At 65.3% G+C, this 13,660-nt stretch carries 11 protein-coding genes; all 11 read right to left on the bottom strand.

The window, feature by feature from the left end; genetic code table 11:
- Positions 1-28: 28 nt before the first annotated feature.
- On the bottom strand, positions 29-886 hold the full coding sequence (locus HPA02_RS16855) for a mechanosensitive ion channel family protein (RefSeq protein WP_146804367.1): 858 nt from the start codon (positions 884-886) through the stop codon (positions 29-31).
- Positions 887-961: 75 nt separating this feature from the next.
- Positions 962-1,237, bottom strand: a complete 276-nt coding sequence (locus HPA02_RS16850) for a GIY-YIG nuclease family protein (RefSeq protein ID WP_146804366.1) — start codon at positions 1,235-1,237, stop codon at positions 962-964.
- A gap of 3 nt (positions 1,238-1,240) precedes the next feature.
- The gene (gene rpe / locus HPA02_RS16845; protein WP_146804365.1) at positions 1,241-1,933 is read right to left on the bottom strand and encodes a ribulose-phosphate 3-epimerase; all 693 of its coding nucleotides are present in this window, start codon (positions 1,931-1,933) and stop codon (positions 1,241-1,243) included.
- A 149-nt stretch (positions 1,934-2,082) separates the two neighbouring features.
- Positions 2,083-3,300, bottom strand: a complete 1,218-nt coding sequence (locus HPA02_RS16840; protein WP_146804364.1) for an MFS transporter — start codon at positions 3,298-3,300, stop codon at positions 2,083-2,085.
- A complete protein-coding gene (locus tag HPA02_RS16835; protein WP_146804363.1) occupies positions 3,300-4,415 on the bottom strand; it encodes a class II histone deacetylase in 1,116 nt (371 codons plus the stop codon). The genes HPA02_RS16840 and HPA02_RS16835 overlap by 1 nt, the downstream gene beginning before the upstream one ends.
- Positions 4,416-4,505: 90 nt before the next feature.
- A complete protein-coding gene (locus HPA02_RS16830) occupies positions 4,506-5,951 on the bottom strand; it encodes a sodium:solute symporter family protein (protein WP_146804362.1) in 1,446 nt (481 codons plus the stop codon).
- A gap of 292 nt (positions 5,952-6,243) precedes the next feature.
- Complete coding sequence (locus HPA02_RS16825) at positions 6,244-7,665, bottom strand: aminotransferase (protein WP_146804361.1); 1,422 nt, start codon at positions 7,663-7,665, stop codon at positions 6,244-6,246.
- Between the two features lie 82 nt (positions 7,666-7,747).
- On the bottom strand, positions 7,748-9,184 hold the full coding sequence (locus HPA02_RS16820; protein WP_146804360.1) for an APC family permease: 1,437 nt from the start codon (positions 9,182-9,184) through the stop codon (positions 7,748-7,750).
- Between the two features lie 94 nt (positions 9,185-9,278).
- Positions 9,279-10,766 (bottom strand): aldehyde dehydrogenase, encoded by a 1,488-nt coding sequence (locus HPA02_RS16815; RefSeq protein WP_146804359.1) that lies wholly within the window; start codon positions 10,764-10,766, stop codon positions 9,279-9,281.
- 333 nt (positions 10,767-11,099) lie between these two features.
- Complete coding sequence (locus HPA02_RS16810) at positions 11,100-12,398, bottom strand: serine hydrolase domain-containing protein (RefSeq protein ID WP_146804358.1); 1,299 nt, start codon at positions 12,396-12,398, stop codon at positions 11,100-11,102.
- A gap of 139 nt (positions 12,399-12,537) precedes the next feature.
- Positions 12,538-13,512 carry a LysR family transcriptional regulator gene (locus HPA02_RS16805; protein WP_146804357.1) on the bottom strand — a complete coding sequence of 325 codons (975 nt, stop codon included), beginning with the start codon at positions 13,510-13,512 and terminating at the stop codon, positions 12,538-12,540.
- Positions 13,513-13,660 lie beyond the last annotated feature (148 nt).

Here is a 13,660-nt window from a genome sequence, read left to right as displayed (position 1 = left end):
CCGAGCTCAGCCAGTTTTCGGACATAGCCTAGTCCACCTTGGCGGGGATCGCCTCGGCCGGTGCCGACTCGGCCCCGTGATGATAGAGATGCACGTCGCGCTGGGGGAAGGGGATGCTGATGCCTTCGGCGTCGAAGCGCCGCTTGATCTGCTCGGTCAGGTCCCAGTAGACGTCCCAGTAGTCCGCCGCCTTGACCCAGGGGCGCACGATCCAGTCGATGCTCGACTCGCCCATGGCGCTCATGCGGATATTGGGCGCCGGCGTCGGCAGGATACGCGCGTCGGCGGCCAGCACCTCCTCCAGCACCCGGCGCACGGTATCCGAGTCCGCCTCGTAACCGACGCTGGCCACCAGGTCGACCCGGCGGGTGTCATGGCTGGAGTAGTTGGTGATGGCACCGCTCATCATCTGGCCATTGGGCACGATGATGCGGCGATTGTCCGCGGTCTTCAGCTCGGTGGTGAAGATCTGCACGTCATCGACGATGCCCGCCACGCCGCCGGCCTCGACATAGTCGCCGATCTTGTAGGGGCGGAAGATGATCACCATCACCCCGGCGGCGAAGTTGGCCAGCGACCCCTGCAGGGCCAGGCCCACCGCCAGGCCGGCGGCACCCAGCACGGCGATCAGCGAGGCGGTCTGGATCCCCACCCGGCTGATGGCCGCCAGCACCACGAAGACCAGCAGCAGGGCATAGAGGATATTGCCCAGGAACTTGACCAGCAGCGGCTCCACCTTGGCCCGCTCCATGGCCTTGGTGGACAGCTTGTGCAGCAGCTTGGCCGCCCAGCGCCCAATCAGGAAGATGGCGATGGCCGCCACCAGGTTCACTCCGAAGCTCGCCCCGGAGGTCTGCAGGAAGGTCACTACCCCATTGGCATCCATAGGTCGTCCTTTTTCCATTCCATTCAAGAAGAGTGATTCGTTCGACAAACCCTCGCAGCATAGCAGGGCTCGTCGCTATGACTCATCGCCATCGAGCCGCCGCGCCAGCCAGGCCCGCTTCTGCGACGCCGAGAGCCGCTTCAGGGCGGCCTCCTGGCGCAGCGCCTCGCCATGGCTCGCCATCGGTTGCTGGTACCTGAGGGTCAGCGGCCCCTTGCCGCGCAGCGCCTTGGCGCCACGCCCCGTGCGGTGCTGCTGCAGGCGCCGCGCCACATCGGTGGTGATGCCGGTATAGAGGGCGCCGCCGGCGGTCTCCAGCAGGTAGAGGCTCCAGCGCCGCTCGGCCGTCATTCCTCAGGCCCGGGCCAGCTCGTCGCGGAAGGCCTGGATCACGCTGTCGTAGCGGTGCGGGTCCTCGCCGCGCCCGGCATTGAAGACCGCGGAGCCCGCCACGAAGGTATCGGCGCCGGCCCGGGCGATCTCGGCGATGTTCTCCACCTTGACCCCGCCATCGATCTCCAGGCGGATATCGTAACCGGAGGCATCGATACGCCGGCGCGCCTCGCGCAGCTTGTCGAGGGTGCCGGGAATAAAGGACTGCCCGCCGAAGCCCGGATTGACGCTCATCAGCAGGATCATATCGACCTTGTCCATCACATAGTCGAGGTAGGAGAGCGGCGTGGCCGGGTTGAAGACCAGGCCCGACCGGCAGCCACCGTCGCGGATCAACTGCAGGGAGCGGTCGATATGCTCGGAGGCTTCCGGGTGGAAGGTGATATAGCTGGCCCCGGCCTCGATAAAGTCACCAATCAGACGGTCCACCGGCGTGACCATCAGGTGGGCGTCGATGGGCGCGGTGACGCCGTGATTGCGCAGTGCCTTGCAGACCATGGGCCCGATGGTCAGGTTGGGCACGTAGTGGTTGTCCATCACGTCGAAGTGGACGATATCGGCGCCAGCGGCCAGCACGTTGTCCACTTCCTCGCCCAGGCGGGCGAAGTCGGCGGAGAGGATGGAGGGGGCAATCTTGAAATCGCGGTGAGACATGGAGGGCGAAGACTCCTCGGGTCAGGGTAGCCAGGTCGGGGCGTATTCTAGCAGCCCGACCGGCTTCCCTACAGGTGTCATATTACCGACAGGCGCTCGCCCGATGCGCAGTCGATGCCCATATCCCGGGCCGCTGCAGCGCCACTGCCTTATGCCTCACTAGCCTGTGGCGACGCTTCGTCCTGCGCATCTTCAGCGACCTTGCTCACCCGATAGATGACATACAGGGCGGAGATGAGCGTCAGGCCAACGAAGAGGACCAGCCCCGCACCGAGACCGGCATAGCCGCCCCACTCCACCGAGTAGCCCGCCACCACCGGGGCGATGCCGTTGGCTGCCATCACCGCGCCTCCTGCGGCCGCCACTACGCGGCCTTGCTTGTCGGCGACACTCCCTACCCCCATCAGGCAGCTGTAGGTGAAGAAATGCAGCGTCGACCAGGCGATAACAAGGCCACCATAGAGCCATTGGCTATCAGTCTGGCTGACCGCCAGGGTGACCCCTCCGGAGGCGAGGATCCCGAATATCAACAGCGCTGAGCGCCCGAATCGCTTGCCGGCCCAGATAAGCAACAATGGACCCAGCAGCGAAGTGGCCCCATGCACCCCAAAGATGAATCCTAGCGCGCCCGGCTCGAAACCGAGGCGATGCACCCCGATACGCTCGGCATACATCCAGATCATGGTGTCGCGGATAAAATAGAAGAGCACCATCGCCAGCACCGCCAGCGACAAGGGGGTCAGCAGAAACAGATAGGAGCGCTTGCCTACCTGGGGAGGGCGTACCGACGCTCCTTCGCCGACGAGGTCTCGCTGCTCCGGCGTCGCCATCAGCCAAGGGAGGCAGAGCAGGTGCAGGGCGATCAACACCAGCATGACCCCATCGAGGGCAAAGCGGCTAGCGAATTGTGGCGTCAACACCAAGAGGGCGATAAACAGCACCGTGCCCAGCAGGACGACACGATCGAAGGTCTTCTCGGGATCCTCATAGCCGGCCACCACCGCATTGCCGACCGCCAGCACGACACCATAGCCAATCCCCGAGAGCAGTAGGGGTAAAATCACCGAGGCGCTATCGTTCACCATCACCACCCCGATATTTCCCAGCACGGCCAGCGCCGTGCCCAAGAGCACCAAGGGCCGCCTGGGTAGCCGATGTACCACGGGAGCGACCGCGAAGGCCGCCAGACACATCGCCGTGAGGTTGTAGGTGACCAGCAGCCCCGCCGCGGACTCCGAGATGGAAAAGCTGGTGATATAGGCACTAAATAAATAGGGCAAGACGAGCAGTGGTGCCAACCCAATGCCATAGATCGCCGCAAAGGGCATCAGGATATTTTTCGATGTTAGTGTCTCGAATATTTTCATTATTGTTCACTCCCTTGCTCAGTCAAGACGTCACCGGCATGGGCTTCGGCCAGGGCGATCACCGCCTCCTGATGAGGCAGCACCTCATCGGTATAGGCAATGGTCGAGCCAAAGCTTTCGAAGGCGTTATCGCTTCCCGATTCAATCCCCGATATTCCTTCGATCACCGCAAGCCCCATATAAGGGGTCGATGCCAAGTCATAGCCGCCTTCCTGGCACAGCACCAGGCGCCCGTTGCACAGTTGCTCGGCGGCGCGTCGGATACCCTTGGCAAGATATTTGAAGCCACGGGGTGTCATGGCCATACGCGCCAGGGGGTCGTAGCAGCCGGCATCCAAGCCCGAGGCGACAATGATAAAGTCGGGGTTAAAGCGCCTGAGCGCGGGCATCACGACCCGCTCGAAGACCTCCTGATAGACCCGGTTTCCGCCCCCCGGAGGCAGTGGTACATTGATATTCCTGCCGAAGCCCTTCCCTCCCCCGCGGTGATCGCCAGTCCCCGTATTCTCCTCTAGGAAGTAGTAGTCCTGATGAATAGAGATCGTCAGGACGTCGGCATCATTCCAGAAGATCTCCTGGGCACCATTGCCGTGGTGCACGTCCCAATCGACGATGGCGACCCGCTCACAGCCGAGCCGTTGAGCATGGCGTGCCGCCAGGGCGACATTGTTCAGCACGCAGAAACCGGCACCACGGTGGCTCTCCGCATGATGCCCGGGTGGCCTGACGAAGGCGAAGGCATTATCGACCTCCTCCGCCATCACCCGCTCCACCGCCGTCATCGCTCCACCGGCCGCCAGCAAAGCGATATCGAGCCCTCCGGCGGCGAAGACCGCTCCGGGTCCGGCGACCGCCGCCACCCCCTTATCCTGCGCCTTGAGGGCGTCCAGGTATTCGCCAGTATGCACACGAAGAATCTCGTCATCCGTGGCCCTGCGCGGTTTGATGCTAACCAATTGTTCGGCTAGCCCCGATTGCTGCAGCAAGTTATAGAAACGACGCTTGATCTCCGGTCGGTCATAGTTGGCGCCGGGCTGCACCAGGAAGGGAGGAAAGGGTTGATTGAGGCTGTCATACCAGAAGTAGCTTTCATCGAACACCAGACCCGTGGCCATCAGTTCTCTCCTTGATTACCTTGTTGTTGTGCCAGGAAATACGGAATCTTCGACGAGCCACCCGCCGAGCCCGGCGGGTGGCAGTCGATATCAACCCAAGGGGGACTCCGTCGCCACCTTCCCGGCCGGCTCACGGGTCAGGAGACTGACGGAAACGTAGGTCACCGCCGAGACGACGCAGCCAAGCAGTGGCCCCTGAACCCAGCCCCAGTCGGTACCCAGCAGCACGAAGGCACTGGTGGCGAAGCCAGTGACGATGGAGGCCAAGGCGCCGGCGCTATTGCCCTGCCAGAAGGTGGAGCATAGCGACACCCCGAACAGCGAAGCCATCAGGGTGCCATTGCCCAGCACACCCAGCCACAGCACCATCACCGGGGGAAGATAGGCCATGGCGAAGAAGGCCATCACTCCCACTGCGATCACCATTAGGCGGTTGAAACCCATGCGGCTGAAGAAGCCACTCTTGACCCCCAAGGCGTGGCGAATGTCATAGGAGATCGCCGTGGAGATGGTGTGCATCAATGAGTTAGCGGTGGACTTCATAGCGAAGAGGATAAACAGCGTGATCACGCTGGCCATGACCGGTCCAAAGGCGTCCTGGATAAAGGTCGGCATCGCCAGGTCGGGGGTACCGAGATCCGGGAAATAGGCTCGCGCATAGAGGCCGGCCAGGGGGGTAAAGTTGAGCAGCAGGCCGAAGATCGCTACCCAGATCCCTACCCTAGCCATGCTGACATCCTTCTTGATGGCCAGGAAGCGTACCGACATATAGGGCAGCACCGCAGCCCACATAAAGGCATAGGGCAATACCAGGAAGGAGGACAGGGTGCTGTCGCCGTAGGGGGCTCCCGTCGAGGGATTGGCGAGCTCGGGATCAATGCTATGCAGACTCGCGATCAAATCGCCGCCCCCCACCTGGACGAAGACCACATAGGCGATCGCACAGGAAGCCCCCACCATGCCGATGATCATCACCGTATCGGTCCAGGCCACGGCCCGCAGGCCGCCGAAGATGGTGTAGCCGATCACCAGCAGGGTCACGAAGAGCGCCGCCGTATTGGACGAGACCCCGAGCCAGCCCGACATCAAGAGGCCGATGGCGCGGATCTGGGAGACCAGGAAGACGCTCAGCAGCAGCACGATGATGATGGCGGAAATCGCCCGCAACCAGCGTCCTGCCGCCCCGTCCGAGTGGCTATTGGCGATGTACTCGGAGATGGTGCGACTCCCCATGCGCTGTGCCTTGCGGCGCAGGAAGCCGGCGAAGAACACCGTGGCGACCAGGAAGGCCGGGGTATAGAAGACGTTGGAGTAGAGCTCGAAGGAGCCGTATTGATAGGCGACGCCGGGCGCCCCCATGAAGACGAAACCACTATAGCCGGTGGCGATGATAGTGGCGGCGGCCACGAAGGGGCCCAGAGAGTTATTGGCCACCAGGAAGCCCGATTCATCCTTGTCTCCCGAGGCCCGCATGGAGAGCCATGATAGGAAGAACATGGCCGAAGCGGATACCAGGAGTAGCGTCCAATTAAGCATGCTTGCCTCCCTTCCGTTTCGCTGACCGACGTGTATCCAGCACCAGGGCGAGAACGGCGATGGCCAGCGTCACGCCGGAAGCCACGAAGAAGCCGATAAGTGTCCAGGATTCCATAGATCCCCCCGATAGGTTGTTAGCGGAACGCCTTGTTCGGGAATTCGAGACAAGGCAACCCCAGGGCCGGTGCATGGCGCACCGGCCCATCGTCGCTAGTCGCTCGACGAGAATTGTTAAACGGGTGTTAGCACAGCGGCTCTTGCCACCCGCCTCGAGCGTGGCGGGTGGCCGACATCAGCGGGCCAGGTAGCCCTCGGCGCGCAGGCCTTCGGTGACCTCGACGATGCTCTCCCTGAGGGTCTCGGCGACGAAGTCGACGTCCTCGCGGGTCAGGATCAGGGTCGGCGAGAGGATGTTCATATGGGCGAGCGGGCGCACGATAAGGCCGCGCTTCTGGCAGGCGTCGGCGATGCGATTGCCCACCTTGGCCGCCGGGTCGATCAGCTCCTTGGTCTCTTTATTCGCCACGTTCTCCAGGCAGATCATAAACTTGCGGCCACGCACGTCACCCACCAGGTCGAGCTCGCCGAGCTCGCGAATGCGCGCCTCGAAGTAGGCGCCGACCTCCTTCACATGCTCGCAGATGCCCTCGCGCTCGATGATCTCGATGTTCTTCAGCGCCGCGGCACAGCTCACCGGATGGCCGGAGTAGGTGAAGCCGTGGGTGAAGATGGCGCCCTCGGCCTGGGGCTTGCTAACCACCTCATAGATGCGGTCGGAGAAGATGGTCGCACCCAGCGGCAGGTAGCCGGAGGTGAGGCCCTTGGCGCAGGTGATGATATCGGGAACGATCTCGAACTCGTCCTCGGAGGCGAACATATGCCCGAGCCGGCCGAAGGCGGTCACCACCTCATCGGAGACATAGAGGACGTCGTACTTGCGGCATACCTCGAGGGTCGCCTTGTGGTAGCCCTTGGGCGGCACGATCACTCCGCCGGCGCCCATGATCGGCTCGGCGAAGAAGGCCGCCACGTTATCCGGGCCGATCTCGAGGATCTTGTCCTCCAGCTCCTGGACCTTCTGGCGGCAGAACTCCTCCTCGCTGAGCCCCGGGTCGCGGCGATAGGGATTGGGGCAGGAGATGTGGTGCACCAGCTGTTCGTCGATATCGAAGCCGATATGGTCGAACTTGACCCCGGTGATCGACATGGCCATGTAGGTGCTGCCGTGGTAGCCGTCGATCCGCGAGATGATCTGCTTCTTGGTCGGCTTGCCGAGCTGGTTGAAGTAGAAGTGGATCAGGCGCACCGCGGTGTCGTTGGCCACCGAACCGCCGCAACCGTAGAAGACGTGGTTGAGGTCTCCCGGGGCCAGCTCGGCCAGCTTGGCGGCGAGCTTGGCCGCCGGCGGCGTGGTGTGATGGCCGAAGGTGGAGAAGTAGGGAATGGCGCAGATCTGCTCCGCCACCGCCTCGGCGATCTCCTTGCGGCCGTAGCCGATATTGACGCACCACAGGCCACCGATGCCGTCCAGGTAGCGCTTGCCGTCGGCGTCCTGGATGGAGACGCCGTCGGCGCCGGTGAAGACCATGGAGCCGCTCTCCTTGAAGGTGGAGAAGTCGGTCCAGGGGTGCATGAAGTGATCGCGATCGGCTTCCCAGACTTTCTGCTTCTCGGCGGCGTCGACGGCGGTCACCTTGGGGTTGAGGCTGTTCATGGGTCACTCCTGTTCGTTCGAGTCGTGCGGTAGTTCGTTGAGGCTAGGCGCCGGATCGGTGACCCGACGCCGCCTCGCGTGATCAGTCGTTGCGTTTGTCGCCGGCGTTACCGGCCATCAGCTGGTCCAGGGGCTCGGGGCGGAACAGCGGCTTCTTCATTACGCCCTTGATCCAGACGATGGCCACCAGGCTGACGATGCCCAGCACCACCCCGGCGCTGGTGAAGATCCAGGTGGTCAGTTCGGGGGCCGGCGAGGCGTAGACGATGGCATAGACCATGCCGGCGATCCCGATCAGCTGGGGCAGCGGATAGAACGGCGTGCGGAAGGGGCGCTTGGCGTCGGGATAGCGGCGACGCAGGGCGATCACATTGATGTGGGCGATGATGTAGGCGAGCAGCCAGGCGATGGCGGCGGCCACCAGCAGCAGGCCCACGGTGCCGGCATCGTCACCCCAGATCAGCAGCGGCAGGCCGGTGACACCGGCGACGAACAGCACCGCCACCCAGGGCACCCGGCTGGTCGGCGTCAGCCGGCCGAGGATCGGGAAGACCTGGCCCTGCTCGGCCATGCCCTGCAGCATCCGCGGCACCGAGGCGAGCGAGGTATTGAGGGTGCTGCAGGTGGCGGTGACCGCCGCCACGGCGAGCAGGAAGGTGCCGGAGCCGCCGAAGGCCGCGGTGGCATACTCGAGGTGGGGCAGCTCGGCATTGACCAGGGTCTCGCGGGGAATGTAGAAGAGCGCGCCCAGGCAGTAGAGCAGGAAGACGCCGAAGATCATCGTCAGGCCGATAAACATGGCACGCGGAATATTGCGCTCGGGGTTGCGGCTCTCACCCACCAGCGGGCAGACGAACTCCACCCCCACATAGCCCCAGATGGCCAGGGCGATCAGGGTCAGGGCGCCGTCGCCTAGGTTGAACTCGCCGAAGATCTGCCCCGCGGGAATCTCATGGGGCGCGAAGCCGCCGCTCAGGGCGCTGACGCCAAGCAGGGTCAGGGCCACCACCATCACGAAGGCCAGCACATTCTGCAGCTTGGCGAAGACGTCGATGCCCATCAGATTGAGCAGCGTGAAGAGGCCGAGCAGCCCGAAGGCGATCCACAGGCCACCACCCAGGCCGGGATAGAGCACCCCCAGCAGGTAGTCGACCAGCAACAGCTCCGCGGAGAGGGCAAACATCGCCACCACCACATAGCCGGAGAAGACCGCGAGGATCGCCGGGAAGTGGCCGAGGGCCACCTCGGTGTAGGTACTCAGGCTGCCGGCCCGGGGAATCATCAGCGACAGCTCCGAGAAGGAGGCGGCATAGCAGAGCGCCAGCACCCAGGCGATGGCCAGGGGCACGATATAAGCGGCGCCGGCGATGCCCACGCCCTGGAGCATGATCACCATCACGCCCTGGGAGACCACCAGGCCCACCGCCACGGCGAGCAGCGCCTTCATGCCCAGGGCGGCGCGGGGTTTGTTGGCGGCCGCGCCGGGCGCGGCGGCAAGGGTTGTCGGTGTCTCTTGCATCGGGAATACCCTCATTTTGTAGTCGTTGTAATAGTGGGGCGCGCCGCCGGGTGCACGGCGCGCCCTTGCCTCGTTGCCTTACCGGGGCAGGCCGTTAGAGCCGCACCCAGGTGGTCTTCAACTGCGTAAACTTGTCCAGCGCATGCAGCGAGAGGTCGCGGCCGAAGCCGGACTGCTTGTAGCCGCCGAAGGGCGTGCTGAAATCGATCGCATCCACGGTGTTGACCGAGACGGTACCGGCGCGCAGGCGCCGCGAGACCCGGTGGGCCCGGGACAGGTTCTCGGTCCACACCGAGGCGGCCAGGCCGTAGATGGAGTCGTTGGCGATGGCCACCGCCTCGTCCTCGTCGGCGAACTCGATCAGCGCCGCCACCGGGCCGAAGATCTCCTCCCGGGCGATGGTCATCTGCGGCGTCACTCCCTCGAAGAGGGTCGGTGAGACGAAGGCCCCCTCGGCATCCGCCGCCGGCGCCTCGCCCAGGGCCAGGTTCGCACCCTCCTCCACCCCCAGGCGGATAAAGCCGCGTACCCGTTGGGCGTGATCGTTATCGATCAGCGAGCCGACGTTGGTCTGCGGGTCGAGGGGATCGCCCACCTTGAGCTTGGCGGCCGCCGCGACGAAGTGGGCGACGAAGGCCTCCTTGATCTCGCGCTGCACCAGGATCCGCGAGTTGGCGGAGCACACCTCGCCCTGATTGAAGTAGATGCCCTGCACCGCGGCGGCGGCGGCGGCCTCCACATCGCAGTCGGCGAAGATCAGGTTGGGGCTCTTGCCACCACACTCCAGCCACACCTGCTTCATGTTCGAGCGGGCGGCATAGTCGAGGAAGCGCTTGCCGGTGGCGGTGGAGCCGGTGAAGGTCAGGCAATCCACGTCCCCATGCAGGCCCAGTGCCTGGCCGGTAATATGGCCGTGCCCGGGCAGCACGTTGAAGACGCCGTCGGGCAGGCCCGCCTGCTTGGCCAGCTCGGCCAGGCGCAGCCCGGTCAGCGGCGACTGCTCCGCCGGCTTGAGGATCACGCTGTTGCCGGCGGCCAGGGCCGGGGCCAGCTTCCAGGCGGTGATATCCAGCGGGAAGTTCCAGGGAATCACCGCCGCCACCACGCCGAGCGCCTCGCGGGTGATGGTGGCCAGGTTGTCGCCGTCGGTGGGCGCCACCTCGCCATACAGCTTGTCGGTGGCCTCGGCGTACCAGGCGAAGCAGCCGGCGGCGCCGGGGATATCGATGCCGTGGGCATCGCTGATCGGCTTGCCGGTGTCCAGGGTCTCGAGCAGCGCCAGCTCGTCCTGGTGCTCCATCATCAGCGCCGCCAGGCGTTGCAGCACCGCCTTGCGATGGGCCGGGGCGGCCCGGGACCAGGTACCCGCCTCGAAGCTCGCCCGGGCCGCGGCCACTGCCGCCTCGACCTCCGCCTCACCACAGGCGGCGACCTCGGTGATCGCCTCGCCGGTGGCCGGGTTCCAGGTGGTCAGGGTGGCGCCATCCGCCGCGTCCCGGCGCTGGCCGTCGATAAAGGCACCGCCGGGCAGGCTCAGCCGAGTGCGCAGGTCACGCCAGTAGGAAAGATCGTGTGCCGCCATCGGAATCACTCCAGTTGTCGGGGGTTGTACTTGGGGGCCTCGGAAGGCGCGAATCACGACTGGTGAGTTCACGATAGCCCCGGGCATTGCTTTACTAAAATATTATTATGCTAAGCGCTGAGTCAGTTTTTCTTATGCAGCGGTGGGCCAGAACTGCCGGAGCGGCCATCCGCTGGCCAGAGAGGCAGAGGGGCGATTAGGGGACGAATAATCCTCGGCGGCGCCGATATTGCCGCCGAAGCAGCGCCCCGAGGCGAGGCGGTACTTCCAGTGTGGCCGGGGCCGCGGGAAAATGCCCGGGCAAGCCCGGGCAGCGGCGGGCCACGAGTGGGGCTAGTCGCGCCCCATCAGGTACTCGGCCACCGCCTGATAGGCGGGCAGGGAAGTGGAATCATTGGCGGCGTTGGCGGCCACCGGATGGGAGGCGAAGCGCACGATCACCATCTCGGCGGTGGGATCGATATAGATCGTTTGACCATGCACGCCCCGGGCGGCGAAGGCGCCATGGGCGTTGTGCAACAGCCACCACATGCCGCGATAGCTGCCACCCGGCAGATTGGCATACCCGGCCCGGGCGAAGGCGGCCGGGTCTCCGCCTCGACGAATGCGCTGCACCGCCTCGGCGGGAAAGAGGCGCTGGCCCTGGAACTCGCCCTCGTCGAGGACCAGTTGACCGACCCGGGCCAGGTCCCGCAGCCCCGCGCTCAGCCCGCCCCCGGCGAAGGGCGTGCCGATGGAGTCCACCGTGAAGTAGGCGGACTGCTCGGCGCCGAGCCGCTGCCAGATCCGCTCGGAGAGCAGGTCGCTGACCGACTGCCCCGTGGTGCGGGCGATGATCCAGCCCAGGGCGTCGGTATTGATGGTGCGATAGCCGAAGGCCTCGCCATGGGCCCCCTCGGGGCGCACCGTGGCCAGGAACTCGTAATAGGTACGCGGCCCCTGGTAGTCGGCGGGTTTGGGCAAGGGACTGGCGGCGGCATTGTAGGCCCAGATTTCCGCCTCGGGGTCGGCATAATCCTCGCTGAAGGCGAGCCCCGTGGTCATCTCCATCACCTGACGCACCGTGGCATCGCCGAAGCCGCTCTCGGCAAGCTCCGGCAGCAGCTCGCCTACCCGGGCATCCTCGTCGAGGGCGCCCTCCGCCACCAGGATCTCCGCCAGCAGCCCGGTCAGCGACTTGGTCACCGACATGGCGCCATGCACCCCCGTCTCGTCCAGGCAACCGGCATAGTGCTCGTAGACCAGCCGACCGCGATGGAGTATCACCAGGCCATCGGTGTAGTTGACCTCGAGCGCCGCCTCCCAGGTCATCGGTTCGCCGCCGCCTAGGGGCGTAAAGGTCACGGCATCGATCCCCGGATCGAGGTCCGTCACCAGGGGAATCGGCGCCCCCAGGCCGCGGCTGACGCGCCGGGTCGGCAGCAGTTCGCGAAAGTGGCAGACCGTCCAGCGCAGCTTGGGAAAGCCGAAGTAGTCGGTATCCGGCTGGCCGATGATCCGCTCCGGCGGCGGCGGGAAGCCCTGCATCCAGCCCAGGGTCCGCGGGTCGGAGGCCGCCGCGTCGGGGAGATCGTCGGCCGCCAGGGCGGCGGCGCCCAGCAGGGTCCCGCAGGCCACAAGGCCAACGGCCATGGACCCTTGCCACGAATCGCGCGAAGACGCCATGGAACACTTCCTCTGTGATGAACGGGGTCGCCGATCGGGCACCGCCCGCTCGACTCTTGCAGCTTGGCCAGGCGAGCGCGAAATTGCCACTGCCGCGCGCGGCGGCTCAGTCGCGCTCGCTCGAATCGATCAGTCGTTCGGGAACCTGGGCAAAGGCGTGCGCGAGCCGCTCCAGGGTCGGCGACAGGGAGTCGGCGTCGCAGGCCAGCCGATGCATCGCCTCGGCGGCGGGGCTCAGGCGCAGCCCGCGCAGGCAGGCGATGCCCATGGAGAGCGGCGGCGCCTCGTCGCTCAGGGTCAGCGCCTTAAGGCGTCCGCCATCGAAGGCGTCCAGGGTGGTCAGGGGCGTATTGAACAGCGCGAAGCCGAAGCCCTTGGCCACCAGGCCGCGGATCATGTCCATCGACTTGGCGCGGTGGGCCACCGTCGGCGAGAGCCCCTGGTGGGAGAAGATCGACAGGAAGTAGTCGCGGCTCAGCGGCCAGTCGAGGATTACCATCGGGTACTCCACCAGCTCGGCGAGGCGCACGCTGTCGCGGTCGGCCAGGGGATGGTCGACGCTGACCACCGCATAGGGAGGAAAGCGGTAGAGGGGCGTGAAGGCGACGCTCTCCGGGACCTGGAGGTCGTAGGTAAAGGCTAGCTCGTAGTCCCCCTTGCCGAGGCCGGCGACGATATCCGCCTGGTTCATCTCGTCGCACTGCAGGCTCACCGCCGGGTAGCGGTCGGCATAGCGGCGTAGCAACTGGGGCAGGAAGACCGGCGCGAAGGTGGGAAAGGCCACCAGGCGCAGTTCGCCGCCGATCTCCTCGCCCAGGGAGACGGCGAAGCGCTCCAGCCCCTCGGCGTCGCGCAACAGTTGCTTGGCGCGCACCAGCAGTTGCTTGCCGGAGGGGGTCAGGGAGAGCCCCTGGGCATGGTGGCGCACGAAGAGTTGCAGGCCGGTGGTCTCCTCGATCTGCTGGATGGCCGCGGAGATGGAGGGCTGGGAGACATGCAGCCGCTTGGCCGCCTGGGTGACGCTGGAGAGGTCGCCGGCGACGACGAAGTAGCGCAGCTGCTTGAGGGTAAAGTGACGCATCGACGGGGTTCCGGGCTCGGGGACTCGAGGCGGCGACGCCGCCTACCCCGAGCATACCAAGGCTGGCCCGGAGGCGTTAGCGCCCTCTCTGATCGCGAGCCACCGCAACTAGAATGGCTCAGGGGCGCTGGGGGCAGGTCGGAGCAAA

It is taken from the genome of Bisbaumannia pacifica, assembly GCF_007989625.1.
GTDB classification, from domain to species: domain Bacteria; phylum Pseudomonadota; class Gammaproteobacteria; order Pseudomonadales; family Halomonadaceae; genus Bisbaumannia; species Bisbaumannia pacifica.
Note: the sequence above shows the minus strand (reverse complement) of the source record. Positions and strands in the feature narration are given on the sequence as shown.